This is a genomic window from Stappia albiluteola (assembly GCF_014050225.1).
In the GTDB taxonomy this organism is placed as follows: Bacteria; Pseudomonadota; Alphaproteobacteria; order Rhizobiales; family Stappiaceae; genus Hongsoonwoonella; species Hongsoonwoonella albiluteola.
Window position 1 is genome coordinate 1 of record NZ_JACFXV010000068.1, and the last position, 25,239, is coordinate 25,239.

Genomic DNA, 25,239 nt, shown 5'->3' on the forward strand with positions numbered 1-25,239 from the left:
ATGAGCGGCAAATCCCTCAACGATCTGGCGCGGGATCTGGCCAGGGCACGCGCGGCTGCCGACAGGCGGCCGGACGACAAGGCGGCCGAGATCCGCTTTCACGAGGCGCGGATCGCCTATCTGGAAGCCGAGCTTTTTCTTTGCCGGAAAGACCTGGCGCATTGGCAACTGCGGTCGATGGCGCTTGGCCGCGCATTGCGGCGGCGGGTGGCGGCGTATCGGCGGTTGGCGGAAACGGCAAGCAAGGGCGCGATCAAGCGACGCTCGCGCGGCCCGGCGCCGGTACCGGCTCAGGCGGTGCTGTTCGAAATCGTAGGGCAGGGGGTGGCCGCATGATTTCCGACGTCCGAACACCGATGCTGGATCCGTCCGATCCGGGTTTGCCGGAGATCGAAACGAATGACCGGGAAGCGCTGGAACTGGCGACGGAGGCGGCCTGCAAGCGCTTCCGCAAGGCGCATCCGGACGGCGTGCCGAACGAGATGCCTTTCGCGCCGCTGAGCGACGACGACGCGGCGGCGGCCGAGCAAAGGGCGCGGCGTTATGCCAGCCGGGGGCGCATGGGTGACCCGGTTTTGTGGTGCGACCTGGGGATTGCGCTGTAATGGCGGGCTATCTCGAAAAGCGCGAGATCGGCCCGGCCACGCTCTACCTGGGCGATGCGCGGGAGATCGTGCCGGCGCTGCCCAAGGCGCATCTGTTCGTCTCCGACGCGCCGTATCGGCTCACCTCCGGCGGGGCGGCCAAGACCTCGTCCAGGCACAAGCCGATGACCGTCGGCTGGATGGCGGACTATTCCAACAATGGCGCCATCGTCCATTGCGATATCGATTGGGACGAGGTCGCCGCGCTGGCCTTCGAAGCGCTTGTCGACGACGCCGACTGCTACCTGATGGCGAACGACAAGAACGTGTTCCCGGCGCATGCGGCGGGGGTCCGCGCGGGTTTCCGCCTGCATAATCTGCTGGTTTGGGGCAAGGGAACGGCGACGGCGAACCGCTGGTTCATGAAGGACTGCGAGTTCACGCTCTACCTGTTCAAGGGGCGGGCGAAAACGATCCTCACCCCCGGTGCCAAGCAGCTTTCGCAAATCCCGCAGCGCGACGAAACCGGCCACCCGACAGAAAAGCCGGTGCTGGAAATGGAGCGTTATATCCGCGCCTCGGCGAAGCCCGGAGAAACGGTGCTCGACCCGTTCATGGGCTCTGGCTCCACTGGCGTCGCGGCCGTGCGCGCCGGGCGGCGCTTCGTCGGCGTGGAGATCGAGCGGCGGTGGTTCGACGCCGCCTGCCGGCGGATCGAGGCGGCGGCCGCCACGCCCCGCCCGCGCGGGATGTTCGACGCCTTCGAGGGCGAGCAGGTGGAGATGGCGACGGGAGGTGTGGCTTGACACATTTGCACGCTCAGAGCATGGTGGCGGTGCTTCGGCGAAAAAGGCCGGAGTCGGGATTGACAGCCCGTTCGTCTACAGGCGCTCGACGCGCCATGCACCTTGCCGGGCGCGTTTTTTCATGCGCGCGCCCTATATTTGTGCATGCGCATCACATGGTCGGGTGCAAAGGGGAGCCTTCGGGCTCGCCGTGTCCTGTAGCACGGTCTGTCAACCCGTTGCGCCCGGCCGCCCTTTCTTTTGACAGGGGAAGAGCAGCCGGGAAAATCTCTACAGGAGAACCGGCCATGGCTCACGATGGCAGCGGACACGACCATGTGTCCTTCGCGCATATCATCGACATCGAATTTCATCTCGGCAAGGTAGAGGGGCTGGCGCTTGCCTTGGGCGCCACTCTGGATTCGCTTGCCTCCGTCACCGACCAGAAGCAGCGAATGAGGCTATGCGGCGCGGGGCAGGAGGTTTCCGCCGTGCTGAACGAGGCGATTGCCGAGGTTAATGCGGCGATTGCCAAAAGCTATCGCGAGCGGAGGGCGGCAGCATGAGCGCCCTGCAGCCGTTTGTCTTCGAAGACCAGCTTGTGCGGGTGATCGACCGGGAAGGCGAGCCGTGGTTCGTCGGTATGGATGTCTGCCGGGCGCTGGATATCAGCAAGCATCGGGATGCTTTGTCCCGCTTGGACACCGACGAAAGGGGGTCGGTAGTAGTGGACTCCCTTGGCGGTCCGCAGGAGACAACAATCATCTCCGAGCCGGGAGTTTACCGGCTCGTCTTCTCGTCCAGAAAGCCGGAAGCGGAACGTTTCAAACGCTGGCTGGCGCATGAGGTTCTGCCGGCGCTCCGCAAGACCGGCTCTTACGCTGTCGAGCGGGAGCCGGTGGAGCTGGTGCCGGGGCACCCCAGCTTCAACGAGGCGGTGCGGCTGGTGGCCGAAGCGCGGCGGATCAACGGGCCGGCGGCGGCGCTTTCGATCTGGAAGCGGCTTGGCCTGCCCTATGACCCGGCGCTGGAGCCGGCAAGCGGGGGAGCCTCGGCGCTGGATGAACGCGACCCGGTCTATCGCTTCGCGCATGCGAAAATCGAGCATGCGCCCGGCGTCGTCACGCCCTTCCGGCTGATCTGGCGGGCATTTGCCGACTATTGCCAGGCGGAAGGTATTGCGAACCCAGGCGAAATCCCCTTCGGCATCCGGTTTGCCCGGCTCGGCTTTCGCAAGCGCAAGTCAACAGGACGGGTGGTCTATGAGGGGATCCGGCTTTCCGCCGGTGAAGACGAGGCAAGCCGATGACCCGGTTTGCCGATTCCGAAATCGCCCGCGTCAAGGACGGGCCTATCTCCGACGCGATCGGCCGCTATGTGGACTGGGACAGGGCCAAGAGCGTGCCTTCCAAGGGCGACTTTTGGGCCTGCTGCCCGTTTCACGGCGAGAAGACGCCGTCTTTCCACTGCGACGACGGCAAGGGCATCTACAAGTGCTTCGGCTGCGGCGCGACGGGCGATCATATCCGCTTCGTCCAGGAATATCTGGGCAAGAGCTTTGCCGAGGCGGTGGAATATCTCGGCGGCTCGCCGGACGCGCAAACCGACCCGGAAACCGAGGCCCGGCTTGCCGCCGAACGCGAGCGCAAGCGGCGCGAGCAGGACGCGGCCGCCGAACGATACCGCGAGGATGAGCGGCGCAAGGCCTATGCAATCTGGCGCGAAGGGCGGCCGTTACCGGGCACCGAGGCGGAAGCCTATTTGGCCGCGCGGCGGCTTGCGCCCGTGATGGACGGGTTGCGGCTGCGCTATGTGCCGAGCCAGCCCTATTGGCACCAGAAAAAGGTGTCGGGCGAGAAAAAGCCGAAACCCTATGTGCTCTATTCCGGCCCGGCGCTGCTTTCGCCCATGACGAGGCCGGACGGCACATTCGCCGGCGTGCATATCACCTGGTTCGACCCTGACCGACCGGGGAAAAAGCTGGCCCTTGGAGACCCGGAAACGGGCGAGATACTGCCGGCGAAGAAGATCCGCGGGTCGAAACGGCAGGCGGCCGAACGGCTGATCATGCCGGCGGCGTTCGACCGGCTGGTGATCGGAGAAGGGCGGGAAACCGTGCTTTCCGCCGCCCGCGCCGAAAAGGCGAAAAGGCCGGATCGCTTTGTCCGCACGGCCTTTTGGGCGTCGATCGACCTGCAGCACATGGGCGGCAACGCCACTGAAACCGTGGCGCACCCGACCCTGAAAACAAAACTCGGGCGGCCGGCGCGCGTGCCGGGGCCGGTGCCGGACATGAGCGACGAGGCGGCGATCCCGCTGCCGGAATTCGTGCGCGAGGTCGTCACCCTGGGCGACGGCGACAGCGACCGTTTCACGGCCGAACAGGTGCACGCCCGCGCGGCGGCGCGATGGGCCATGACCGGCCGCACGATCGTCGCGGCATGGGCGCCCGAAGGCAAGGATTTCAACGATTTGGCGATGGAGGAGGCATGAGCGAGAAAGACAAGGGGCGGCCCGATGTTGACGGCGAAATCGCCGATATTCTCGACGCGGCGAAACCCCTCGACACCCCCTCGGTCGACGCCGGCGAAGACGATGCGTCCGACGTCCGGATCGGACCGGATGAGGGCGAGGATATCGACTGGCCCCGGCTGAAGGAATGTGCGCTGGAGCCGGAAACCGACATCGGCAACGGCCGGCGCTTTCTGATCCGGCACCGGGAGAAGGTGATCTACGTGCCGCAAGTGGGCTGGCACCTGCATGACGGCCGCCGCTTTGCCGAGGACAATGACGGGCGGCTGGTGCGGCCGCTTTCGCACGCCACCGTCGAGGCGATCGCGATGGAAGTGCTGTGTATCCAGCCGACGAAAGAAGAGCAGCAGGTGATGGACGATGCCGACGCAGGCCGCGTGCGGCACCGCGAGTTGGCCGCCAAGGGCAAAGGCCGCACGCCGGAAGAAACGACCGAACAAATGGCGCTCGAAGCGCTGATCGACCGGGCGAATGACATTCGCAAGGGCATTTCCAGCCGGCGGCAGGCGCGGCGGCGCTACTGCAAGACTTCCGGCTCTTCGGGCAAGGTGGACAACATGATGAAGGAGGCGGCGCCTTACGTCTCCGTCCCCGTGGGCGACCTGGACGCCGATCCTCTGGCGGTCAATTGCAAGAACGGCACGCTGCGGTTCATCCAGAACGGAGAGGGCGGCAAGTCCATCTGGACGGCGCGGCTGGACAAGCATTTTCGCGACGACCTGATTTCCAAGCTGCTGCCCGTCGACTATCGCGAGGATGCGGAATGCCCGGCGTTCCTGAGCTTCCTCGATCGTGTGATGCCCGATGAGGAAATGCGCGGCTTTCTCCAGCGTTTCCTTGGCTATTGCCTGACCGGGCTGACGCGCGAGCAGGTGTTCTGCTTCTTCTACGGCAAAGGGCGAAACGGCAAATCGACGCTCGTCGACCTGGTCGCGCAGATCATGGCCGACTACTCGGCGACCGTGCCATTCGAGACGCTGGCGGGCGACGACAGGCGCAAGGCAAGCGAGGCAACGCCCGAACTGGCCCGGCTGCCGGGTGTGCGGCTGGTGCGCGCTTCCGAGCCGGAACAGCGCATGGAATTCCGCGAGTCCATGGTCAAGTCGCTGACGTCATCGGAGCCGATCCTTGTGCGGCGGCTGCATCAGGACTTCAACGAAATCTATCCGGCCTTCAAGCTGATTGTTTCGGGCAACCACAAGCCGACGATCAAGGGCACTGACGACGGCATATGGCGGCGCGTGCTGCTGGTGCCCTGGGAAGTGCAGATACCCGACCATGAGGTCGACAAGGCCTTACCAAAGCGGCTGTGGGCGGAACGGGACGGGATATTCGCCTGGATGGTCGCCGGCGCGCTTTCCTATCTGGAGGAGGGGTTGCGCGTACCGGACGCGGTGCGAGCGGCGACGGATGACTACCGCGAGGAGAGCGACCCGGTGGGGGCCTTTCTCAAAGAGGCATGCGACGTGACCAGTCTGCCAAGCGACGTGGTCACGCCGGGCGAGCTGTACGACGCCTTTGCCAAATACGCCAAGGCGCAAAGTTTCACGGTCTGGCAACCGACGACCTTCAACCGGCAACTGCCGCTCAAGGCCGCGCAATTCGGCTTCACCAAGTCGAAGACGAACGGGCTGTCCGTCTATCGCGGCATCAGCATCAAGCCCGCCTTTGGCCCCTCTGTCACCCCCGGTTGGGACTGATGACGGCGAACTGCGCCGAATTCAGGGAGGCTAGGGAGGCAAGGAAAATGCGGTTGCCGCTGCCTCCCTTGGGAAGTGCGAAGGGTTTCAACAAGTTAGGACGCTAGGGAGGCTAGGGAGGCAAAATTCCGCGTTGCGCGTGAGAAAGGGGCAAGGGGTTTCGTATCCCTTAAAAAAACTCTCATGCGTTTCTTCCCAAATATCCTCCCTATCCTCCCTGAACACGAGAAAAGAAAAGTAAGGCATTGAAATAAAAGAGAGAAATCTAGGGAGGAAAGCAGGGAGGCAAGCCAATGCCGCGAAATCCTGCCTCCCTTGCCTCCCTAAGCGATGAAAACCGACCGTTTTGACGGGAGCAACAAGGCAAATGCGGAAAAAGATCGACATTGAAGGGTTGCTTGCCTGGGCCTACCGCGAGGAACTGCCGAAGGCGGCCGGGAATGGCGGCGTCGCCGGCATCGCCAATGGATGGGCCGGGGTTTCGAGCTATGCCGAGTTGCTGACCGTGGTCGATCACAACGAATACGGCTGCGTTCCGAACCTGGCCGATGGCGGCGAGCCGGACCCAGACGCGGTGCGCGTGCATGAGGCGGTGGTTGCGCTCGACAGTGTGGCGATTGACCTGCCGGACGGGTGGTCGCCGATGGAAGAGCTTGGCCAGCATGGCGAGCTTGGCGAAATGGCGGTGGCGGTCGCGCTGGATACGCTGACAGTGGTCGACGGGGCAGGGGTTCGCCGGTTGCGCAATGGACCGGCTAGGCTGGTGCGCAAGCACGCAATCCTTGGCGGCGTGCCCGAATGGCAGTGGGATGGCGAAGAGCCGGCCGCGCGGATTGTCACCGGGCCGGAAGGTGGGCCGTTATGGTTTCGCGAGCGGGTGAGCCGGACGCGGGACGCTTTCGGCAAGGTGATGGAATATCGCTATGAGACGGCGGACGGCTGGGACAAGTACCGCAACAGGCCGAAGCGCGGCGCCTACCAGAAGGCGGAATTGCATCCTGACCCGCTGCCGCTGATCCTCGCGCGGGCCGAATATGAGCTTTGGCACGCATCGCTCGAGTGTCTTGTGGAAGATTTGCGGCCCGTGCTGGAGCGGTTCGAACTGGCGGAATTCCGCCGCTCTCCGCGACCCTGGCAAACGCCCGACAAAGCCGCGCCGCGCGTACTCGTTGCAAATGCTGCGTTTTTCCGTTGACGCAACCTGAGATTTGACATAGCTCTTGTCACAGATAAAAAGATCACAGCCCGGAGCGGGAAACCGCTGCCGGGCTTTTTCGTGGGCGCCATGTCGTATCGTGACCATCGCAGCGAAGATGCGCAGGAATATCGTGCGCTCTACAAGACTGCGCGGTGGCGCAAGCGCAGGGCGGCACACCTTGCCGTAGAGCCGCTCTGCCGAATGTGCCAGGCGCGTGGGCTCCTGAACGATGGCAGCCGCACGATGGAAGGCAAGCCGCAGACAAATGCGAGACGGCGCTTTCTAGTCGCCGACCATGTCGAGCCACATAAAGGCGACCGCTACAAGTTCTTCTTCGGCAAGCTGCAAACGCTTTGCCCGGATCATCATGACGTCGTGAAGCAAGGCGAGGAAAGCCGAGGCTTTTCAGTCGAGGTCGGTCTCGATGGCTGGCCGATCGACATCAACCACCCGGCAAATCGCTAAGGGGGGGGTGGTCGAAACTCTGGAGCCCCGCCGCTGCGGACCGGTGGGGGAACCTTTCTGTGTAGAAAGTTGAAATTGGAGAGAAAAAGCCCACTCGGCAGTCATTGACTGACCGGGCAATTGGGCTTGGAGAAGTGCCATGAAGGGACGCAAGCCGGGTACCGACAACGTCGTACCGCTGACGGAAGAGGGCCAGTACGGCGCCAACCTTGATGAGCGCGCCGAGCAGAAGGCGAAAGAGTTGAAGCCGCGCGGCCTTTCGAAAGAGGTCGCAAAGGTCTGGGACCGTCTCGCGGTGCCGGTCTGTCATCCTACGGTCGATCGACTCAGGCCCCACATGGTCGCGACCTTCGCGTTGATGTGCGAGGCGCTAGCCCGATACGAGGCCATAGCGGCTGAGCTGGTCGTGCTGGGTGAGACTTACACAACGGAGGGGCGCAACGGCGTCCAGTACAAGTCGCGGCCCGAAGTGGCGCAACGCAACGAAGCCTTCCGGCAGTTTCTGACGCTTGCCCGTGATTTCGGCCTGACGCCGGCGTCCGAGCGCGGCATAAGCACGGCGGCCGGCCAGGGGCAATTGTTCGATCCGGATTTCGCGTGAAGACCGACCATGAAAAGGATCCTGTCACCGCCTGGGCTGAGGACGTTGTTGCCGGCCGGGTGATCGCGGGACCGCATATTCGCAACACTTGCCAGCGGCATCTGACCGACTTGGAAGACGGCCGCAAGCGCGGGCTGGTGTGGGATGCCAAGGCGGCGCTCGACGTGATTGGCTTTTTCCCGCGTAAGCTACGGCTTAACGGCGGGCAGTTCGAAGGAAAGCCTTTCCACCTACATCCGTCGCAGCAGTTTCGCGTCGGATCGCTGTTCGGCTGGAAGTGGAAGGAAACCGGACTGCGCCGCTTTCGTCGTTTCTACGACGAGGAGGGCAAGGGCAACGGCAAGTCTCCAATGCTTGCCGGCATCGGCCTGGTCGGGCTGGTGAAGGATAAGGAGGCCCGCGCCGAGGTCTACGCGGCGGCGTCGAAGAAAGACCAGGCGATGGTGCTCTTCAACGATGCCGTAGCGATGCGGGCACAGTCGCCGGATCTGGCCAAGCGCATCCGGACTCACGGCATCGACCCTGTTTGGGCGCTGACCTACACAGGAGCGAGCGGCGACCGCCGGGTGTTCCGACCGATATCGTCGGACGAAGGCCAGTCCGGACCGCGCCCACACATGGCGCTTTGCGATGAGGTGCACGAGCACAAGAACCGCAATACGATCGACATGCTGGAGCGAGGCTTCAAGTTTCGAACCCAGCCGCTGCTGGCGATGGCGACGAATGCCGGCACGGACCGCAACTCGATCTGCTTCGAAGAGCGCACCCATGCGGTGAATGTCGCGGCCGGCCTGACAGAAGACGACACGACGTTCCCGTTTGTCTGTTCGCTGGATGAAGGGGACGATTGGGAAAACGATCCGGCTTGCTGGGGCAAGCCAAATCCGCTTCTCGGTGTGATCCTGAAAGAGGATTACCTGGCGCTGCAGGTTGCGCAGGCGAAATCGATCCCCGGCAAGCGGAACGGCATCGCCCGCCTGCACTTCTGCGAATGGACGGACGCGGAGTCCGCGGCGTTCTCGCGCGAAGCCTGGATGGCTTGCGTTGGCGATGTCGATATCGACGCGCTGATCGAGGCGGGGCACCCTTGCTATGGCGGACTCGACCTTTCACGGGTGAGGGACTTTACGGCCTTCACGCTCACGTGGGTTCTGGACGCGGAGCGCGACAAGCAGGTGCTTGTATCGTTCACCTGGTTCTGGACGCCCAAGGCAACATTGGCGAAACGAGCTGCCAAAGATCACGCGCCCTATGAGACTTGGGAGCGCGAGGGGCATATCGAGGCCGTCGACGGCGACCGCATCTCTTACCGATGGGTCGCTGAGGCCGTGGCGAAGATCTGTGCGCGGGCGCATCCTGTCGAAATCGGTTGTGACCAGTACGGGCTGGAAAACCTGCAGGATCATCTCACCGATATCGGGGCCGATCTGCCGATGACCGTGCATCCGCAAGGCTTCCAGAAGCGGGTGATCGAGGTCGACAAGTCGCAGCCGGAAGGCGCCCAAGAGGTCTATCTCTGGATGCCGGACAGCATCAACAAGCTGGAAAATGCGATCTACGACAAGCGGATCAGGGTGGCTCGCAATCCGATGATGAATCATTGCGCCGCTTCGGTGACCTATGCGGAAAATCGAACCGGGCACCGCATGTTTGACAAGCAAAAGGCGTTCGGCCGGATCGACGGCATGGTTTCACAGGCGATGTCGATCGGGGTTGCAACCTGCCGGGAACGCAAACAGGAGGGTTCGTCCTTCTGGGAACAGACGGGGGCAGCGTAATGGGTTTCTGGTCGCGCCTGTTCGGCGATGCGGATGCCAAGAGCGCTTCGACGCTCGAGTTGTTTCGTGAAATCTATGGCGGTCGCGAGGCGAGGTCGGGGGTCAGTGTCAACTGGCAGACCGCGATCGAGGTTGCGACTGTACTCGCTTGTGTGCGGGTGATTGCCAATGGCGTCGCCCAAGTACCTTGGCGGGTCTATCAGGATCAGGGCAGATCGAAGAGGCCGGCGGTCAACCACTACCTATATCCGGTTATCTATCGACGGCCGAACAAGTGGCAGTCGTCCTTCGCGCTCCGTGAAACGGTGATGTATCACCTGTTGCTAACCGGAAACGCTTTCGTGTGGAAAGGCATGGTCGGATCGAAGCGCGAGATCCGCGAGCTGAAGCCGATCGAGCCGCACCGGGTGACGGTGCAGATGACAGACGACGTCCTTACCTACAGGGTCCAGGCTGATAACGGGCAAGCAGCAGTCTTCCCGGCCGATCAGATATGGCACCTGCGCGGGCCATCCTGGAATACCTGGATAGGCCTGGATGCGACGAAGCTTGCGCGCGACGCGATCGGGCTCTCGATCGCGACGGAAACCGCGCAAGCGGAATTGCACAAGAACGGCGCACGGGTGGGTGGCCTCCTGTCAGTGGACGGGAATCTATCCAAGGAGCAGTTCGACTTCCTGTCGGCTTGGCTCGACAAGCATGCCATCGGCGGCGAAAGGTCGCAAAAGCCACTAATCCTGGACCACGGTGCGAAGTTCTCGCCGTTTCAGATGACCGGCGTCGACGCTCAGCACCTCGAGACCCGCAAGCATCAGATCGAGGAAATCTGCCGCGCGTATGGTGTCATGCCGATCATGGTGGGGCACGCCGACAAGACGGCGACCTATGCCAGCGCTGAGCAAATGTTCCTGGCGCACGTCGTTTACACGCTGCTGCCCTGGTACGAGCGGATCGAGCAGTCAGCGGACAACGAGCTGCTCAGTGAAACCGATCGGGCTGATGGCTACTACACGAAGTTCAGCCCGAATGGACTACTGCGTGGCGCGGCCAAGGACCGCGCGGAGTTTTATTCAAAGGCGCTCGGTGGGCCTGGTGCCCGTGGCTACATGACGCCAAACGAGGTCCGATCGCTTGAAGAGCTAGATCCGATAGATGGCGGGGACACGATACCCGAGCCTATGCCGGCAGGGCCATCCGAACCCAAGCCGACAGGAGACGAGAACGATGGATCGAATTGAGGTCAAGTTCGCGGCCGACGGCATCGACGAAAAGACCGGCACATTCTCTGGCTACGGTGCGGTGTTCGGCAATATCGACAGCTATGGCGACGTGATCGCCAAGGGTGCTTTCCGCCAGACGCTGCGCGACTGGAAGCGGGAGAAGAAGCTGCCGGCGATGCTACTGCAGCATGGCGGTTGGGGAATGACTGATACGGACGGTCTCCCGGTTGGCGTGTGGACGCTGATGGAGGAGGACGATACCGGGCTTCGAGCAGAGGGTCGGTTGATCAACCTTGATACCGAACGGGGCAAGTCGATCTATGGCGCAATGAAGGAAGGCGTCCTCGACGGCCTGTCGATCGGATACAGGGCTAAGGAGTTCGCGCTCGGCACCAAGCCGGACGAACCGCGGCGAACCTTGAAGGCTGTTGACCTGTTCGAGGTTTCAATCGTGACTTTCCCGGCCAACGGCAAGGCCAGAGTTGGTGCCGTCAAGTCTGCCGAAGGCATCAAAACCATTCGCGAATTCGAGGAGTTCCTGCGGGACGCGGGCGGCTTCTCTCACGCCCGAGCGAAGGCGATTGCCTCGCAGGGCTTCAAGGGCTCGGAACCTCGGGATGAGGACGTGGCCGGTATCGCGGCACTGATCCGCCGCAACATCGACAAGCTATCCTGACCGGAGGTTTACAATGGACGACGAACTGAAGTCCCTGATCAAGAAGCAGGGCGAGGCTTTCGATGCGTTCAAGGAAACGCATGAAGAATTGAGGAAGGCAGACGCGCTGACCGAGGAAAAGCTCAGCCGTATTGAGAAAGCACTTGACGACGCTGTCGAGGCCAAGGCGAAGCTCGAAGCCAGGTTTGATGCCGAGAAGAAGGAGCGTGAGGATCTTGAGCTTAGGCTTTCTCGCAAAGGTATCAGGGCCAATGGCGACGCCGAAGCAAACCAGGAGGTGCAGCTTAAGGAGTTCAACGCCACTCTCCAAGGGCTCGCGGCAGATCGCAAGCGGTCGTTCCAGCCACTAGACCATGGCGGCATGAGCGCGTACAAGGCGGCGCTCGAACAGTGGGTTCGTCACGGCGAGCGAGAAATGTCGCCCGAAGAGGTCAAGACGCTGCAAATCAGCTCGGATGCTGAAGGTGGTTATTTCGTGACCCCAGACACAGCTGGCCGGATGGTGACGCAGATCTACGAATCCTCGCCAATCCGCCAGATCGCTTCGCAGCAGACGATTTCCACCGATGCCCTGGAAGGTATAGAAGACCTCGGCGAGGCAGGGGCCGGTTATGCGGGCGAACGAAAGACGTCCGCCAATACCGATACGCCTGATGTCGGTAAGTGGCGTATTCCGGTCCACTGGATTGACACGGAGCCCAAGGCGACACAGCAACTCCTCGACGACTCTTCGATTAATATCGAGGCATGGCTTTCTGGTAAGGTAGCTGACAAGTTCGCCCGTTTCGAGAATGCTGAGTTCGTGACCGGGGCTACGAAGATCAGAGGCTTCTGTTCTTATGAAGTGGCGGCAGACGACGGCACGGGCGTGGAATGGGGTAAGATCGGGTACGTGCCATCCGGTGCGGTTGGCGATTTTGCCGCTGACGACCCGGCTGACGCGATCTTCGACCTAGTCGGTCTGCTGAAGAACGAGTACCTGAACAATGCCCGTTTCGTGACGCGGCGTACCGTCATCACGAAGATTCGCAAGTTCAAGGACGGCCAAGGCAACTATCTCTGGCAGCCATCCTTCGTTGCCGGTCAGCCCGAGACGATCGTCGGCCATCCGGTGACGCGCGCGGAGGATATGCCGGGGCTCGGAGCGAATTCGCTGTCGCTCGCCTTCGGTGATTTCGCGCGGGCCTATCAGATCGTCGACCGGCAGGGCGTGCGCGTCCTTCGCGATGCGCTCACATCAAAGCCCTATGTGAAGTTTTACACGACGAAGCGCGTCGGCGGCGGAGTCCTGAACTTCGAGGCGCTCAAGTTCATGCGGTTCGCTGCGGCGTAACCATCAGGCTGATGGGCGGTCGATCGACCGCCTATTTCTTTTCCCACTCTTTATCCAAAAGGACTGATCCCATGCGTGATCTCTCCAGCAATCTCGGCCCGGTGCAGTCGCTTGCGCCGGCCGCCCGAACAGCGTCGGCTAACGGCGCGGGCGTCGATCTGCGCGATTTCGATGGCGCAATGGTCATGATCGATGCCGGATCCTGGACCGACGGCACCCACACGTTTGAGGTGCAAGAATCGGACGACAACGTCGCCTTCGCGGCAGTCGCCGCAGATGACCTTCTCGGGTCGGAGCCCGTCGTCGGCGGTGCCACGGACGACGACCAGATCTACAAGGTCAGTTATATCGGGACCAAGCGCTACATCCGCGCCGCAGTGACGGTAGCCGGGGCGGTGACGGGCGCTGTCTATGGCGTCAGCATCGTCCGAGGTCTCGCGCATCGGCTACCCGTTGCCTGATCCGGTCATACCGGACATGACCTAACCTGACGGCGGAGGCTTCCTCCGCCGCTTTCTTTTGGAGGTGCAGATATGAAGGCGGAAGTCACGGCGGAATTCATGGGCGCGGCGGACCACGATCCGAAGACACGCAAGTTTGTGGTAGGGGAAATCGTCAGCGGCGACCTTGCGTCTGTGGCGGTTGCCGAGGGATGGGCAGTCTCGGTTAACCGTGCCGAGGGGGTCGATGGGCAGGCAGCCCAGGTCGACGGCGCCGAGGAAGCCGAAGCGCAGGGTGGTCAGGTCGACGGTGCGGCGGAAGTCGAAGCGCAGGCCGAAAGAACTGCCGCCAAAGCCAAGCCGGAAAGCGAATAAACCATGTTGCGCCCCGTCCGCCTCAGCGCTCCGGCGTCAACGCCTGTATCACTAGCCGAAGCCAAGTCGCACCTGCGCGTCGAATTCGACGACGATAATGAATTGATCAACTCGCTGGTCTTAGCCGCGGTGGCGCATCTCGAAGGATGGAACGGCGTGCTGGGGCGCTGCCTCGTGACGCAGATCTGGCGGCAGGATTTTGGAGCATGGGGCAATGGCTGTCTGCGTCTGCCGTTTCCAGACGTTACAAGTGTCACGGTCAAATATTTCGACCGCGACAATGCAGAGCAAACGGTACCTGCCGAGCAGTTCGAGATTTTGGAGGACGCGCGCGGGGCATTCCTCCGCTTCATCGACGCATTCGCCGGCCCAAGCCTTTATGAGGACCGGTCCGATCCGGTGCAGGTGAGCTTCGCCGCTGGCTATGGAGATGCAGCAGCCGTGCCGCAATCGATCAAGCAGGCGATGCTTCTGCTGATCGGGCATTGGTACGAAAATCGCGAAGCAGTGAACATCGGCAATATCACGAGTGTGTTGCCGATGGCGGTTGACGCGTTGCTGGCGCCGCACCGGCGCGTAGGGATCTGAGGCCATGGCGCGGGCAGGGCAGTTCCGGGATCGGGTCACGTTTCAGACGGAGACCGATATCCCTGATAGCGGCGGTGGTCAGGCGACAGGCTGGGCCGACATCGCGACCGTCTGGGCGCATCTGGTCGAAGAACGGGGTCGGGAGCGGATCGCGAACGGCCGGATCGAGGCCAGCGCCGGTGCGGTGCTGCGTGTTCGTCATTCGCCGGCGGTTGCAGTGGTGACAGAGAGCGACCGTGCGGTGATCGGCGGCGTTGTCTACAACATCCGCTCGATCGCGCAGCCGGATCGCCGCAACCGGATTATCGAAATGGTTCTGGAGCGAGGGGTGGCTGTCTGATGGCTGACGGTGTTTCGCTCAAGACGCGTTCGGTTGACCGATCGCTTGCCCGTTTGCGCAGGGTCGTTCCGGAACTGGACGCGGAGATCAACAAGGCGAACGAGGCCTCCGCGAACGAAATGGCCGATCTCGCTCGCCGTCTGGCCCCGAAACGCAGCGGCGACTACGCGGCATCCATCAATGCGAAGAAGGTAGAGGACGGGCAGGCGACTTTTGTCAATACGTCCCGGACGCCGCGCGGGGTCTCGACGACCTCGCGCACAATCTCGGCGACTGCCGCCTGGGGCATCTTCGCAAGCTGGATCTGGACCTTTCTTGAATTCGGTACCCGTAATGCGTCCGCGCAACCGCATATCTTTCCGGCGTATCGCCTGATCAGGCGGCGCCATCTTCGCAGGGCGCGGCGGGCCTTGAGCGTGGCGGTTCGGAAGGCCTTGGCCAAATGACCGCCTACGCATGGCCCCTGCAGCAGGCCTTGTATGCCGCTCTCACCGACCCGCCGCTCGACGGTGTAACGCGGGTTGTCGACCATTCGTTTGCGGATGCCGGCAACGGCGATTTCCCATTCGTCCAGATCGGCGAGGCGCAGTCGTTGCCGAACGACGTGCAATGTTCGACCGGCAGCGATGAATACATCGATCTTCATGTCTGGTCGCGGTATCGCGGCCAGCGGGAGGTGAAAGAAATCATGGGCGCAATCCATGCCGCCCTGCACCAATCGACGCTGGCCGTGGACGGCCTGTCGTCGTGCTTCGCGTATGTCGATGGGCAGCGCGTCTTCACCGACCCGGACGGGCTGACCCGGCACGGCGTCGTCACCCTGAAAATCACCTGTCACATCTAGGAGGTGCCACTATGGCACAGCAGAAAGGTACTCTGTTGCTCATCAAGGTGGGCGACGGCGGCAGTCCGGAAACGTTCGATAACCTGTGCGGAATTACGACGCGCAGTTTCAACATGGGTACGAATGAGGTTGAGACGACCGTGCCGGATTGCGACGATCCGGGCGGCGTCGTGCAGCGCACCGTCGTCGCCGGCGTGCGCACGCAAACCTTCAGCGGTAGCGGTTTGTTCGATAATCGCGCCGTAGCCAAGCGGGCAGTGGACGCCGCTCGCCTCGGCGTCCCGATCAACTGCCAGGTGATCGTGCCGGGCTACGGCATGTTCGAAGGGCCGTGGATCATTTCCGGTTTCGAGTTCGGCGGCGAAAGCGAGGGCAACATGAGCTTCTCGGCCACGTTCTCGGCGTCCGATCTTCTGACATTTACGGCGGAGGTGTGACATGCGCCCGGCAAACGAAGCGCGTGGCGAAGTCGCCGTTACGGTCGGTGGGGTCGACTTGATCCTTTGCGCCACGCTTGGCGGTCTGGCCGGCGTGTCGGCCGCCACCAAGTCCGAAACCTTCGCGCAGATGTTTCGGAAAATCTGCGGCGGTGAGCCGAATGCCATCATCGCGGTTGTCCAGTCCTGGACCGTCGAGGGCGACGCGGTGGCGGCCCTGAAGGCGATGAAGATTCCCGACATGATGAAGATTGCCAGTGCGGCCGAGCGCTGCATGGACGCGCTGATGGGGGATGCGGCGGGAAACGCCGACGCCGGGGCGGAGAAAAGCTGACGGAAATCCCGTTCCGGCAATGGATGCGGTGGATGCCGGCCCTTGGCTGGCGTCCATCGGATTTCTGGTCGGCAAGCCTGGTCGAGTTCTTCGTAGCCATAGAAGGCCATGCCGAGATGAACGGCGCGGATAAGGCCAGCGACGGTGTCGATCCTGATGAATACGAAGCCTTGAAGAGAAGGTACGGCTGATGCCCGGTGAGAATACCGAAAAGCTGGTGCTCCTCTATGAGGCGCAAAACCGCGACGTTATTCGCAAACTCGACCAGATCGAACGGGCATCGAAGCGCGCCTTTGACAATTCCCGCACGCCATTGCGCCGGTTCAGCCGGGAATTGGAAAAAACGCAGCGGCCGGCGGAAAAACTCAGGACGCTGTTTTCGCAGTCGTCGCGTTCGGTCGCGGTGCTCGAAGGGCCGCTTGGCGGTGTGGCCGGTCGGTTGACGGCGGTCGCCAGCGCGGTTGGTTCAGTCAATCCGCTCCTGACAACGGCGGGTGTATTGTTGGCCGGCTTTACCGCCGCCGCCGTCAAGGCCGTGCCTGCCTTTGCTAGGTTCGAGACGCAGCAGCTCACGCTGCAGCAAGTATTGCGGGCGACCGGCGGATCGGCGGGGCGCACCGCTCGACAGCTTGAAGAACTGGCGCAGAGCGTCGGCTTCAACACACTCGGCTCGACGAGCGAGGCGCGCGAGGCGGCGGCTCAGCTTCTGACCTTCCGGTCGATTGCAAACGATGCGTTCGACCGTACCTTGCGTCTGGCGCAGGATCTGGCAACGGTCGGCTTCGGGACGCTGTCAAGCTCGACGGTCCAGCTTGGCAAGGCGCTGGAGGATCCCGTCAACGGGCTTTCGGCGCTGCGCCGCGTGGGCGTCTCGTTCACAGAAGCCCAGAAGGACCTGATCCGGAATTTCAGCGAGACCGGCCGCGTTGCCGAAGCGCAGAATGTCATACTTGACGCGGTCGAGCAGCAGGTGGGCGGCGCGGGCGCAGCATCCGGGCAGGGCCTAGCCGGCGCTTATGACACGCTATCGGAAGCAACCCAGATCCTGCTGGAGCGGTGGGGCAGGCAGATCGCGGCGGCAACCTCGCTCAAGTCGGGTATTCTCGGGATTGCGGGGGCCATCGACGAAGTCAACTTTCGGGCGGGCCTCGGCGGTCAACTGCAGACCGTCGATGACAATATCTCGTTGGCCCGACGTAACATTCTGACCGAACGAGAGTTCGCCGGAACACGCCCGCCGGGCGCGAATGTGGTGGCGCAAGAAGAAGAGCGTCTTCAGGGGCTGCTGCGCTATCGCGCTCAGTTGCTTCGGGAACTCGACCGGCAGCGCAAGGAAGAAGACGATGCCTATGTGCGGTCCATCGAGCAGCAGAAAGCGGCCGAACTGGAGCGCATCGATACGGTGGTCGCCGGGCTGCAGAAGGAAATCGATCTCAGCAAGCAATCGGCCGATGAAAGGCGCATCGCGGCTGAGCTGGCGAAGGCCGGCGTAACCGCCGACAGCGACGCCGGTAAGCGGATCGAAGCGCTGACGCGGGAAGCCATTGCGGCAGACAAGGCTGCTGAGGCGCGGGCGAAGCTGGACCGTGAAGGCGAGCGGCAGAAGGAAACCTACCAGCGTGTCGTCGATGCCCTGAACCTGGAGTTTGAGGCAATCGGCAAGACGGCGGAACAGCAGCGGATCATGAACGAACTGTCGCGCGCCGGCGTCGCGACGGGCACGGAAGAAGCCGACATCATCGAAGAGAAGGTGAAGGCGATCTATCGCCTGAACGCCGAGCAAGAGCGGTTCAACGAAATCGCGCAATTCGCCGGCGACCAGATTACCGGAGTGTTTTCGGACCTGATCAGCGGGGCTTCTTCCTTCGAGGACAGCCTGCGCCGCGTCGCCGCATCCATTTCCGATGTGGTGCTGCAGGCGACCTTGCTGGGACAAGGGCCGCTCGCCGAATTGTTCGGGACGTCGCCAAGCGGTGGTAACGCGGTCGGGGGTTTGCTCGGCGCCATCTTCGACGGCTTCCGAGCGGATGGCGGGCCGGTGTCGTCCGGGCGGGCCTATGTGGTCGGTGAGCGTGGGCCGGAACTGTTCGTGCCGAAATCGGCCGGGCAGATCATCCCGAACGGCGCGGGTTCGGGTGGGATGGTCTTCGCGCCCGTCTACAATATCGATGCGCGCGGATCGCAAATGCGCGCCGGTGAATTCCGGGCAATCATCGAAGAAAACAACCGGCAGATCGTGCCGCAAATCGCGGTGAGCGCGGTTGGCAGGGCGAACCGCAAGAGCGTGTCGCCGGCGTTCAGGGGGCGCTGATGACGATTACCTATCCGCGTGAACTGCCGGTCGCCAATATCGAGCGGGCGGTATTCGAGCTTGGCCGGGATATCAACATCAACGCTCGTCGCGGAGGCGGCCTCCAGGTCGTCGAGCGTGGCGAGGCGCGGTGGCGTGTGGAAGTTACCTTCGGCGTCATGCAGCGGCCTGACTATCAGAAGGTTCGGGCCTGGTGGTTGTCGCTCCAGGGCGGCATGCGGGAATTCCTGCTGCACGATCCGGCGCACCCGCGACCGATCATCTATCGCACGGGTTTTGCCGGCATGACACGGCACGGCGGAGGGGCCTTCGACGGGGACGCCTCCGTTACGGCACTGACGCCGACCGCGCTCACGATCAGCGGTTTGCCGACAGCTTTCGATCTCAAGGCCGGCGACTATGTGGGGTTGTCAGAAGGCGGCAAGCGCGGACTGCACATGATCACGGAAGATGCGACGGCGGCCGCCGGCGTCGTCACGGTGACCGTGGAGCCGTTCGTGAGGACGAATATCTTCACCACGGCTGCGGCAGTGCATTTCGACAAGCCGAAGGCGATCTTCATCCCCGAGCCGAACAGCGACGCTTTCGAATTCGGTATCGGCCCAAGACCGTTTTCGTTCCAGGCCATTCAACGGATCTACTGATGCAAGAGCTAGAAGCGCCAATCAAGTCGGCGATCGATGCCGGGCGGGTGATCCGGCGCGATGCGATCCTGTTCGACCTGGCCGAAGGCCTGTTCGGCTTTTGGTGGGGCGAGGGGCCGCTGATGTGGAACGGCATCCGCTTTGAGGGGACGGGTAGCCTGCTGAAGGTCGACACGATCAGCACCAGTGCTGACGGCTCGCCGACAGAGGTGAATGTGTCCATGTCGGCGATCCCGAATAGCGACCTGACACCGGACGTGCTGGCCTCGATCGAGCAGTACACCTATCACCAGCGGCCGGCCCGGATTTATAGCTTCCTGTTCTCTCCGGAGACCGGGCTGATGCTCGGTACCGCGCCTAAAGTTTTGCTTTCCGGCAAGATCGACGGCATGCCGCATGAGGATCGGCCGGGCGCGGAATACACGGTCACGGCCCGGATCGTGTCTCGGTCAGACGAGTATCGGGCAACCGGCTACGCCAAGCGCAGCGTCGAGACGCAGACGGCCATGAATGGCGGCATGACGGACAAGTTCTACGACCACGCCGCCCGTGCCTCGCAGTGGCAGTTGAAGTGGGGCCGGACATGAGACGCGAGGACTGGCAGGAGCGCCTGATCGAGGCCGTTCAGCAACACGCTGAACGGCCTTTTTCTTGGGGCGGGACAGATGGCGGGACCGATTGCTTCATGCTCGCCATGGACGCGGCAAAGGCGGTCACCGGAACCGATCCCTACGCAGACGAGCGCGGCCGCTACAAGACGCGGATCGGTGCGCTGCGGCGGTTTCGCAAGCGCGGCTTCGGCTGGCTGGAAGATGCTTTCGCGGCTGTGTTTGAGCCCGTGCCCGTGCCGCTGGCGCAGCGCGGCGACATCGGCCTTGTCGAGGCGGACGGGCAGGACTGCGCGGTCGTGGTGATCGGCGCGGAAGCGGTTGGCAAATCGGAGCGCGGCACGATCCGCGTGCCGGTCAAGACGCTCAGAAAGGCCTTCAAGGTCGGACGATGAAGTCATTCTTTCTGCTGATACTGACGGCGGTCTTCTGGCTGGCCGGCGGGGAAAGTGCGTCCGCCGCTCCGGTGGTCGGGATCGCGGTAGCCGCCATTGGACTGACGGGAACGGCGGCGGCTGTAGCAACCGCCATCGGCACATTCGGGCTGTCTCTTGGTGTCTCCATTGGCCTGAATTCCCTTCTCGCTCCACGCACGCGCTCCGGCGCGTCGATTTCGGGCGTTCAGGGAGAGGTGCAGTTCGGCGGCGATATCTACCGCCAGGGTGCCTTCGGCCGGGTAGCGACACCGGGGCATTACGTGTTCGGCAACACCTCCGGCGCCAACAACCGCTATCTCGACCAGGTGCTTGTGCTGTCGGACGGATGGTGCGAGGGGCTGGAGAAGTTCCGCATCAACGGCGAACTCAGGACGCTGACCCAGGTCGACGCAGGGCAGGGCTGGACCAAGTATGCCGTGACGCTGCCGGATGACGGCAACGTCCGCCGCATGTGGGTAACGTTCTGGGAAGGCCGGCACGACCAGGCCGCCAATGCAGAACTTATCGCCGCCGCAAATCCTTCGTCGCGCTGGACGGCGAATTTCGTCGGCCGCGGCGTCTGCTATGCGCATGTGCGGGCCGAATACAATCAGGATATCGAGGATTTCCAGGGGCTTTTCAACGCGCCCTACCTGTTCGAATTCAAGGGCCTGCGGCTTTACGATCCGCGCAAGGATGACACGGCGGGCGGTGCCGGCACGCATCGCTTCGACGACTGGACGACGTGGGAGTTTTCCGAAAATCCGTCCGCCTGCCTGTATCACTTCCAGCGTGGCTATTTCGTTAGTGGCGTGCGGCTCTTCGGCATGGGCGTCGCGTCCTATGACCTGCTGACCGATCTCTACAACGCGGCCGCCAATATCTGCGATGAGCCGGTGTTGCTGGACGCCGGCGGCGTCGAGCCGCGCTATTGCGTGTCGCTATTCGCCTCGGATGGAGAGGAATTTTACACGGCCATCCAGTCCTTTGTGGATGCGATGGCCGGTCACATGCTGGAGCGGCAGGGCATCTTCGCGCCAATCGCGGGGGCCGCCTATGTGCCGGTGGCGACGATCACCGACGACGACCTGATTGCCGAGGCACCTGTCAGCTTCGGCGCCAAGCGCCCGCGCGACGAGCTGGTCAACGAACTTTACGGGCAGTTCACCGACCCCGCGAATGCATGGGGGCCGTCCGACATCCCGTCGATCATCGGCGATGCGGCGACCAAGACGGCTGACGGCGGCGAAACCCTGCCGCGCAACCGCGACTATCCGCAGGTGATTTCCGGCGGGCAGGCGCAACGGCTGGCGCGGATCGCCTATCGCTCGATCAGGCATCAGGCGACGGCGACAATCACGCTTGGCCTTGAAGCCTTGCAGTGGGAGCCCGGCGACTGGATCACCTGGGCCTCGCAGCGCTACGGCACGCGCACCTGGCGCATCACAGGCTGGTCTCTGGATGGCGAAAGCGATCTGATCACGCTGACGCTCGAAGAGGTGTCGGCGTCGATCTACTCGTGGTCTTCGGCCGACGAAATGCCGGTCGCCCTGCCGCCGGCCGCGCCGCAGCCCGGTCCGCGTCCGACCAACGTTACGAACCTCTCGCTGCAGCCGGCGACGGTCAATGGCACGGAAGGGCAAGCCCTGCCAGCGATTGCTGTGGGATGGGACGCGATCGAGGACGGCACGATCACGTCGGTGACGGTCCAGTATCGCGTCGCCGGTGAGACGGCACTTGCCGGGACGCAGGTGTCGCAGCGGCCGGCGGAAAGCGAGGATTGGGACGGCACGGTGATTTCTGCCGGCATCCTCGCGGGCACTGACTACGATGTCCGCGTCACGATCGCCACGCAGCCGGCCCGCGCCACGACCTGGAGCCCGTGGACCGGGATCACGACGGCGAACACCTATGCGGTGCCGGTTGCCAACATTGCGCGTGAGGTGTTCGAAGGCGCGGTTGGCCGGGCACAGATGGATGCGGCGGCGCGGTCGCTGCTGGCCTATCTGGACGACGACGAGACCAATCCGGACTCGCTCGCCTATGTCCGCCGGCTGTCTGAGCAGGCGGCCGAGGGCGCGCTGGCTGCGATGATTGCGATCCAGCAGCGATCGGACAAGCTGACGGCGCAGGCGGTGCGCGCCGGCGTGCATTTCCAGGCGGAGGTATCGCGGCTCGACGTTGCGATTGTCACTGAAACCGCAGCGTTGGCTTCGTCAATCCTCGACCTCACTGCGACGGTAGAGGGCAAGGCCGATGCGTCGGCCCTGTCGGCGTTGGACGCCAGGGTGACGACGGCGGAAGGCACGATTACGTCGCAAGCCCTGTCGATCACTCAACTCATGAGCGATCTTTCCGGGCTGACCGGCACGGTCGACGCGAACGCCACGGTCCTGAACGGCCTGACGACGACGGTGATGCAGCAGGGCAACGACATCAGCGCCAATGCGGCAGCGATTACCCAAGTCTCCGCCATGGTCGACGGAGCGACCGCAGGCGGCTTCTACCGGCTTTCGGCGACGGCGGGCACGCTGCCGGCAGGCGTGGCGGCCGAATATGTCGTGCAGCTCAACAGGGGTACGCCGGAGACGCCCGATTTCGAGAGCGCGGGAGAAGTGCTCCAGCTCCTGACCGGGGGCGGCAGCCGCAAGGTCTTCATGGTCGATCAGGTGTTCTTTTCGGACGGCGCAAATATGTCGCGCGGCATCTATTTCGAGAACGGCAAGGCGACGCTGGATGCCGCGAGTGTCGGAACCGTTACCGCCGGTAAAATGCAGTCCGAGGATGGCAAGTTCCTCATCGATCTCGACAACAAACGCATCAGGATCATCGCATGACGACCTATTCGGCCGGCACGATCTCACTTTCGGCCTACACCAATCGCGTGACGGGCAACAGTACGCAGTTCGTCGGCAATGTCAGGCCGGGCGACTGGCTGGTCTGCGACGGCGACGCGGTGATGGAGATCGCCGAGGTCGTCAGCAATACCGAGCTACGGCTTTATTCCGGCTGGCCGCGCGGCAACCGGACCAGCATTGCCTATGTGATCGAGCACACCAATCATCTCCCTGGGCCGCAAGCGGGCGAGGTGGTCTTCAGCGCGGACGGGCAGGCCGGGCGTGTGTCGATCTACTACGGCCCGGAGGATCTGGCGCTGGAGGCCGACCCGTTTTCGGATCTGAGCCGCGTCAAGTTCCATTCGGACTTGCCGTATATTTCGGTGGTGAACGTCATCGAAGGTACGATGAACGTAAATAGCGACGGCGTCGACGCCTATTCGAAGAAGTTCCAGCCGATCTTCAGCCATGGCCTTGGGTATACGCCCCTCGTCTTCGGGGCGATCACCAATGCGCGCAACTATGACTGGTCGCAAACCTATCCGACTTATCTCGGCAATATCACGGTGCCGTGGAGCGGTACTGTACCCCTCGCGGGGTCGCTGCCTGGTAACGGTGAGCCATACACTCATATGACGCTGGATCTCGGTGCCGACATCAACGATGTGTTCCTGATGTTCCGCCGCCAACTGGCGCCGGCAAACACGCCACGGGACGACCTGACGATCGCCTACAAGATCTTCATCACCGACTATTCGATGGAGTCGGGTCTTGCGGTCGGCGGCCCGCCCTACGCACTGATCCTGGACGCTTTGGCCGGTCGTCTCGTCGTGGCGGATGGCAAGTTCGACAGCGAAAAGCGCCAGCTCGTGCTGGACGGTTTTGACGGTGGCGACAGCATCCCGGCGGCGTTCGGCGAGAACGTGGCCTATGGCGAGTTCGACAATTTTCAAATTCCGGTGCCGCATTCGGTCACGCCAAACGCGGCATACCCATTCCCGTCGTCGGGCTATTCCGATGAAAACGACATCTATCACGGGCGGCCGGTGATCGGGATGGGGGCGTGAATGCGGGACTTCGACTATAACGACGGGAGGCTGGTGACGGTCAACAGCGCGGGCAAGACGACGCTCGACACCGACAAGAGAATGCTGCTGATCCCTGACACGATCTTTTCCGGCAGCATCGTCATCCCGCAAAGGACAGTGTCCGGCTCGTCGGGCACGGGCGTCCGCTGGCAGCGGTTTCCGGTTGCCGATGTGGGGCCTTATGCCAGCCTCGCGCAAGGCATGATCCGGGTTACCGGCAACGGCAACTACTACAGCAGCGACCGATGGATGGTGCTCGGCGGCGGGGCCCTGATACAGGCGAACTGGCAGCGCGCGATCAGCCTGCGGTTCTGGCAGACACTTGGCGCCGGCATCATGAACGAGAAGCTTTACCTGATCGCGACCAGCTATTCGGCCTGGACCTCGGCAAGCCTGCCGGTCGTCTTTCCCGCGCTGACGGTCGAATACCGGATGGTTGCCGGCACCTTCAACTGACCTTCCGCCCCACTTTCTGACCTTCCAAAGGCTCGCGATCGCGGGCCTTTTGCTTATCTGGAGACCTGCATGTCCAGCTACAGGATCGGCTTAGCTACGGTCACCAATGGCAGTGCGTCGGTTGCCATTGCCGGCGCAGAGCTGACCAAGGGTGCCAATGCGCGGGTGGGTGATCTTTTCACGCGCGACTGGTCGGCCTTTTATGAAATCGCGGCAATCGGCGGCGATGAGGCGCTGACGCTCGACCGGCCCTATGCCGGCGCGACGGCGACTGGCGTTACCTATGCGATCCTTAAAGTGTCTGTGGCCCGCCACACGGCGGCGGCGGTGCTGGAGCAGGTGGGGGCGCTGGCGACGGCCACGGCGTCCGTGCTGTCGGTCAGCGGCGACGACAAGCTTCTGAGCCTCGACAAGGCGGAAGCGGCCGGCGCAGCGGGCCTGCTGTTACAGCGGGGCGGGGCGCACCGTTTTCGGCTTGGGCTGTTCGGCTCGGACGATCTCAAGATCCAGCGCTCGCCTTCCGGATCGGGCAATGACTATGTCGACGTGCTGTCGATCGCGCAGGCAACGGGTGCGTTGACGCTTACGGGCGTCACGCTCGCCAATCCGGCCGTAACCGGCGCGGCTCTGTTCGCCGCCGGCAGCGCCG

The 25,239-nt window shown here is 63.0% G+C and carries 30 protein-coding genes and 1 pseudogene; all 31 read left to right on the top strand.

Going from position 1 to position 25,239, the window contains the following annotated elements:
• Positions 1–336: hypothetical protein (locus tag H2509_RS20310; protein WP_182166286.1), on the top strand; the 336-nt coding region annotated here is incomplete at its 5' end.
• The gene (locus H2509_RS20315; RefSeq protein WP_182166288.1) at positions 333–605 is read left to right on the top strand and encodes a hypothetical protein; all 273 of its coding nucleotides are present in this window, start codon (positions 333–335) and stop codon (positions 603–605) included. The genes H2509_RS20310 and H2509_RS20315, both read left to right, overlap by 4 nt.
• Positions 605–1,390, top strand: a complete 786-nt coding sequence (locus H2509_RS20320) for a DNA-methyltransferase (RefSeq protein ID WP_182168309.1) — start codon at positions 605–607, stop codon at positions 1,388–1,390. Before H2509_RS20315 ends, H2509_RS20320 begins: the two co-directional genes overlap by 1 nt.
• 287 nt (positions 1,391–1,677) lie before the next feature.
• Positions 1,678–1,935 (top strand): hypothetical protein, encoded by a 258-nt coding sequence (locus H2509_RS20325; RefSeq protein WP_182168310.1) that lies wholly within the window; start codon positions 1,678–1,680, stop codon positions 1,933–1,935.
• Positions 1,932–2,678 carry a BRO-N domain-containing protein gene (locus H2509_RS20775; protein ID WP_209002119.1) on the top strand — a complete coding sequence of 249 codons (747 nt, stop codon included), beginning with the start codon at positions 1,932–1,934 and terminating at the stop codon, positions 2,676–2,678. The genes H2509_RS20325 and H2509_RS20775 overlap by 4 nt, the downstream gene beginning before the upstream one ends.
• A complete protein-coding gene (locus tag H2509_RS20335; protein WP_182168311.1) occupies positions 2,675–3,862 on the top strand; it encodes a CHC2 zinc finger domain-containing protein in 1,188 nt (395 codons plus the stop codon). The genes H2509_RS20775 and H2509_RS20335 overlap by 4 nt, the downstream gene beginning before the upstream one ends.
• Positions 3,859–5,601 (top strand): DNA primase family protein, encoded by a 1,743-nt coding sequence (locus H2509_RS20340; RefSeq protein WP_182168312.1) that lies wholly within the window; start codon positions 3,859–3,861, stop codon positions 5,599–5,601. Before H2509_RS20335 ends, H2509_RS20340 begins: the two co-directional genes overlap by 4 nt.
• Before the next feature lie 367 nt (positions 5,602–5,968).
• Complete coding sequence (locus H2509_RS20345; RefSeq protein ID WP_182168313.1) at positions 5,969–6,796, top strand: hypothetical protein; 828 nt, start codon at positions 5,969–5,971, stop codon at positions 6,794–6,796.
• A 90-nt stretch (positions 6,797–6,886) separates the two neighbouring features.
• Positions 6,887–7,264 (top strand): HNH endonuclease, encoded by a 378-nt coding sequence (locus H2509_RS20350; protein WP_182168314.1) that lies wholly within the window; start codon positions 6,887–6,889, stop codon positions 7,262–7,264.
• A 139-nt stretch (positions 7,265–7,403) separates the two neighbouring features.
• A complete protein-coding gene (locus tag H2509_RS20355; RefSeq protein ID WP_182168315.1) occupies positions 7,404–7,865 on the top strand; it encodes a P27 family phage terminase small subunit in 462 nt (153 codons plus the stop codon).
• Positions 7,862–9,643 (top strand): terminase large subunit, encoded by a 1,782-nt coding sequence (locus H2509_RS20360; RefSeq protein WP_182168316.1) that lies wholly within the window; start codon positions 7,862–7,864, stop codon positions 9,641–9,643. Before H2509_RS20355 ends, H2509_RS20360 begins: the two co-directional genes overlap by 4 nt.
• On the top strand, positions 9,643–10,881 hold the full coding sequence (locus H2509_RS20365) for a phage portal protein (RefSeq protein ID WP_182168317.1): 1,239 nt from the start codon (positions 9,643–9,645) through the stop codon (positions 10,879–10,881). The genes H2509_RS20360 and H2509_RS20365 overlap by 1 nt, the downstream gene beginning before the upstream one ends.
• Entirely contained in the window at positions 10,868–11,539 is a 672-nt protein-coding gene (locus tag H2509_RS20370; protein ID WP_182168318.1) for an HK97 family phage prohead protease, read from the top strand. Before H2509_RS20365 ends, H2509_RS20370 begins: the two co-directional genes overlap by 14 nt.
• Positions 11,540–11,552: 13 nt before the next feature.
• On the top strand, positions 11,553–12,872 hold the full coding sequence (locus tag H2509_RS20375; protein WP_182168319.1) for a phage major capsid protein: 1,320 nt from the start codon (positions 11,553–11,555) through the stop codon (positions 12,870–12,872).
• 71 nt (positions 12,873–12,943) lie between these two features.
• On the top strand, positions 12,944–13,333 hold the full coding sequence (locus H2509_RS20380) for a hypothetical protein (protein WP_182168320.1): 390 nt from the start codon (positions 12,944–12,946) through the stop codon (positions 13,331–13,333).
• A 72-nt stretch (positions 13,334–13,405) separates the two neighbouring features.
• Positions 13,406–13,687, top strand: coding sequence for a hypothetical protein (locus H2509_RS20385; protein ID WP_182168321.1), 282 nt, complete (start codon positions 13,406–13,408; stop codon positions 13,685–13,687).
• 3 nt (positions 13,688–13,690) lie between these two features.
• The gene (locus H2509_RS20390; RefSeq protein WP_182168322.1) at positions 13,691–14,275 is read left to right on the top strand and encodes a head-tail connector protein; all 585 of its coding nucleotides are present in this window, start codon (positions 13,691–13,693) and stop codon (positions 14,273–14,275) included.
• Between the two features lie 4 nt (positions 14,276–14,279).
• Positions 14,280–14,615 (top strand): phage head closure protein, encoded by a 336-nt coding sequence (locus H2509_RS20395; protein WP_182168323.1) that lies wholly within the window; start codon positions 14,280–14,282, stop codon positions 14,613–14,615.
• Positions 14,615–15,061 carry an HK97-gp10 family putative phage morphogenesis protein gene (locus tag H2509_RS20400; RefSeq protein ID WP_182168324.1) on the top strand — a complete coding sequence of 149 codons (447 nt, stop codon included), beginning with the start codon at positions 14,615–14,617 and terminating at the stop codon, positions 15,059–15,061. The genes H2509_RS20395 and H2509_RS20400 overlap by 1 nt, the downstream gene beginning before the upstream one ends.
• Positions 15,058–15,459, top strand: coding sequence for a DUF3168 domain-containing protein (locus H2509_RS20405; protein ID WP_182168325.1), 402 nt, complete (start codon positions 15,058–15,060; stop codon positions 15,457–15,459). The genes H2509_RS20400 and H2509_RS20405 overlap by 4 nt, the downstream gene beginning before the upstream one ends.
• Before the next feature lie 11 nt (positions 15,460–15,470).
• Complete coding sequence (locus H2509_RS20410; protein ID WP_182168326.1) at positions 15,471–15,896, top strand: phage tail tube protein; 426 nt, start codon at positions 15,471–15,473, stop codon at positions 15,894–15,896.
• Position 15,897: 1 nt separating this feature from the next.
• Positions 15,898–16,230 carry a hypothetical protein gene (locus H2509_RS20415; RefSeq protein ID WP_182168327.1) on the top strand — a complete coding sequence of 111 codons (333 nt, stop codon included), beginning with the start codon at positions 15,898–15,900 and terminating at the stop codon, positions 16,228–16,230.
• 32 nt (positions 16,231–16,262) lie between these two features.
• Entirely contained in the window at positions 16,263–16,421 is a 159-nt protein-coding gene (locus tag H2509_RS20420) for a phage tail assembly chaperone (RefSeq protein ID WP_235975150.1), read from the top strand.
• Complete coding sequence (locus H2509_RS20425) at positions 16,421–18,541, top strand: phage tail length tape measure family protein (protein ID WP_182168329.1); 2,121 nt, start codon at positions 16,421–16,423, stop codon at positions 18,539–18,541. Before H2509_RS20420 ends, H2509_RS20425 begins: the two co-directional genes overlap by 1 nt.
• Positions 18,541–19,185, top strand: a complete 645-nt coding sequence (locus H2509_RS20430) for a hypothetical protein (RefSeq protein WP_182168330.1) — start codon at positions 18,541–18,543, stop codon at positions 19,183–19,185. Before H2509_RS20425 ends, H2509_RS20430 begins: the two co-directional genes overlap by 1 nt.
• Complete coding sequence (locus tag H2509_RS20435) at positions 19,185–19,772, top strand: hypothetical protein (RefSeq protein WP_182168331.1); 588 nt, start codon at positions 19,185–19,187, stop codon at positions 19,770–19,772. Before H2509_RS20430 ends, H2509_RS20435 begins: the two co-directional genes overlap by 1 nt.
• On the top strand, positions 19,769–20,188 hold the full coding sequence (locus H2509_RS20440; protein WP_182168332.1) for a DUF6950 family protein: 420 nt from the start codon (positions 19,769–19,771) through the stop codon (positions 20,186–20,188). The genes H2509_RS20435 and H2509_RS20440 overlap by 4 nt, the downstream gene beginning before the upstream one ends.
• Positions 20,185–23,046 carry a phage tail protein gene (locus H2509_RS20445; protein WP_182168333.1) on the top strand — a complete coding sequence of 954 codons (2,862 nt, stop codon included), beginning with the start codon at positions 20,185–20,187 and terminating at the stop codon, positions 23,044–23,046. The genes H2509_RS20440 and H2509_RS20445 overlap by 4 nt, the downstream gene beginning before the upstream one ends.
• On the top strand, positions 23,043–24,113 hold the full coding sequence (locus H2509_RS20450; RefSeq protein WP_182164844.1) for a hypothetical protein: 1,071 nt from the start codon (positions 23,043–23,045) through the stop codon (positions 24,111–24,113). The genes H2509_RS20445 and H2509_RS20450 overlap by 4 nt, the downstream gene beginning before the upstream one ends.
• Positions 24,114–24,590 carry a hypothetical protein gene (locus tag H2509_RS20455; protein WP_182164842.1) on the top strand — a complete coding sequence of 159 codons (477 nt, stop codon included), beginning with the start codon at positions 24,114–24,116 and terminating at the stop codon, positions 24,588–24,590.
• Positions 24,591–24,659: 69 nt separating this feature from the next.
• A pseudogene (locus H2509_RS20460) lies at positions 24,660–25,239 on the top strand (hypothetical protein); the annotation flags it as partial.

What these genes read in the sequence shown, in the direction of transcription:
- H2509_RS20315 (WP_182166288.1), top strand. Translation starts at nt 333, where the DNA reads ATGATTTCCGACGTCCGAACACCGATGCTGGATCCGTCCGATCCGGGT.
- H2509_RS20320 (WP_182168309.1), top strand. Translation starts at nt 605, where the DNA reads ATGGCGGGCTATCTCGAAAAGCGCGAGATCGGCCCGGCCACGCTCTAC.
- H2509_RS20325 (WP_182168310.1), top strand. Translation starts at nt 1,678, where the DNA reads ATGGCTCACGATGGCAGCGGACACGACCATGTGTCCTTCGCGCATATC.
- H2509_RS20775 (WP_209002119.1), top strand. Translation starts at nt 1,932, where the DNA reads ATGAGCGCCCTGCAGCCGTTTGTCTTCGAAGACCAGCTTGTGCGGGTG.
- H2509_RS20335 (WP_182168311.1), top strand. Translation starts at nt 2,675, where the DNA reads ATGACCCGGTTTGCCGATTCCGAAATCGCCCGCGTCAAGGACGGGCCT.
- H2509_RS20340 (WP_182168312.1), top strand. Translation starts at nt 3,859, where the DNA reads ATGAGCGAGAAAGACAAGGGGCGGCCCGATGTTGACGGCGAAATCGCC.
- H2509_RS20345 (WP_182168313.1), top strand. Translation starts at nt 5,969, where the DNA reads ATGCGGAAAAAGATCGACATTGAAGGGTTGCTTGCCTGGGCCTACCGC.
- H2509_RS20350 (WP_182168314.1), top strand. Translation starts at nt 6,887, where the DNA reads ATGTCGTATCGTGACCATCGCAGCGAAGATGCGCAGGAATATCGTGCG.
- H2509_RS20355 (WP_182168315.1), top strand. Translation starts at nt 7,404, where the DNA reads ATGAAGGGACGCAAGCCGGGTACCGACAACGTCGTACCGCTGACGGAA.
- H2509_RS20365 (WP_182168317.1), top strand. Translation starts at nt 9,643, where the DNA reads ATGGGTTTCTGGTCGCGCCTGTTCGGCGATGCGGATGCCAAGAGCGCT.
- H2509_RS20370 (WP_182168318.1), top strand. Translation starts at nt 10,868, where the DNA reads ATGGATCGAATTGAGGTCAAGTTCGCGGCCGACGGCATCGACGAAAAG.
- H2509_RS20375 (WP_182168319.1), top strand. Translation starts at nt 11,553, where the DNA reads ATGGACGACGAACTGAAGTCCCTGATCAAGAAGCAGGGCGAGGCTTTC.
- H2509_RS20380 (WP_182168320.1), top strand. Translation starts at nt 12,944, where the DNA reads ATGCGTGATCTCTCCAGCAATCTCGGCCCGGTGCAGTCGCTTGCGCCG.
- H2509_RS20385 (WP_182168321.1), top strand. Translation starts at nt 13,406, where the DNA reads ATGAAGGCGGAAGTCACGGCGGAATTCATGGGCGCGGCGGACCACGAT.
- H2509_RS20390 (WP_182168322.1), top strand. Translation starts at nt 13,691, where the DNA reads ATGTTGCGCCCCGTCCGCCTCAGCGCTCCGGCGTCAACGCCTGTATCA.
- H2509_RS20395 (WP_182168323.1), top strand. Translation starts at nt 14,280, where the DNA reads ATGGCGCGGGCAGGGCAGTTCCGGGATCGGGTCACGTTTCAGACGGAG.
- H2509_RS20400 (WP_182168324.1), top strand. Translation starts at nt 14,615, where the DNA reads ATGGCTGACGGTGTTTCGCTCAAGACGCGTTCGGTTGACCGATCGCTT.
- H2509_RS20405 (WP_182168325.1), top strand. Translation starts at nt 15,058, where the DNA reads ATGACCGCCTACGCATGGCCCCTGCAGCAGGCCTTGTATGCCGCTCTC.
- H2509_RS20410 (WP_182168326.1), top strand. Translation starts at nt 15,471, where the DNA reads ATGGCACAGCAGAAAGGTACTCTGTTGCTCATCAAGGTGGGCGACGGC.
- H2509_RS20415 (WP_182168327.1), top strand. Translation starts at nt 15,898, where the DNA reads ATGCGCCCGGCAAACGAAGCGCGTGGCGAAGTCGCCGTTACGGTCGGT.
- H2509_RS20420 (WP_235975150.1), top strand. Translation starts at nt 16,263, where the DNA reads ATGCCGGCCCTTGGCTGGCGTCCATCGGATTTCTGGTCGGCAAGCCTG.
- H2509_RS20425 (WP_182168329.1), top strand. Translation starts at nt 16,421, where the DNA reads ATGCCCGGTGAGAATACCGAAAAGCTGGTGCTCCTCTATGAGGCGCAA.
- H2509_RS20430 (WP_182168330.1), top strand. Translation starts at nt 18,541, where the DNA reads ATGACGATTACCTATCCGCGTGAACTGCCGGTCGCCAATATCGAGCGG.
- H2509_RS20435 (WP_182168331.1), top strand. Translation starts at nt 19,185, where the DNA reads ATGCAAGAGCTAGAAGCGCCAATCAAGTCGGCGATCGATGCCGGGCGG.
- H2509_RS20440 (WP_182168332.1), top strand. Translation starts at nt 19,769, where the DNA reads ATGAGACGCGAGGACTGGCAGGAGCGCCTGATCGAGGCCGTTCAGCAA.
- H2509_RS20445 (WP_182168333.1), top strand. Translation starts at nt 20,185, where the DNA reads ATGAAGTCATTCTTTCTGCTGATACTGACGGCGGTCTTCTGGCTGGCC.
- H2509_RS20450 (WP_182164844.1), top strand. Translation starts at nt 23,043, where the DNA reads ATGACGACCTATTCGGCCGGCACGATCTCACTTTCGGCCTACACCAAT.
- H2509_RS20455 (WP_182164842.1), top strand. Translation starts at nt 24,114, where the DNA reads ATGCGGGACTTCGACTATAACGACGGGAGGCTGGTGACGGTCAACAGC.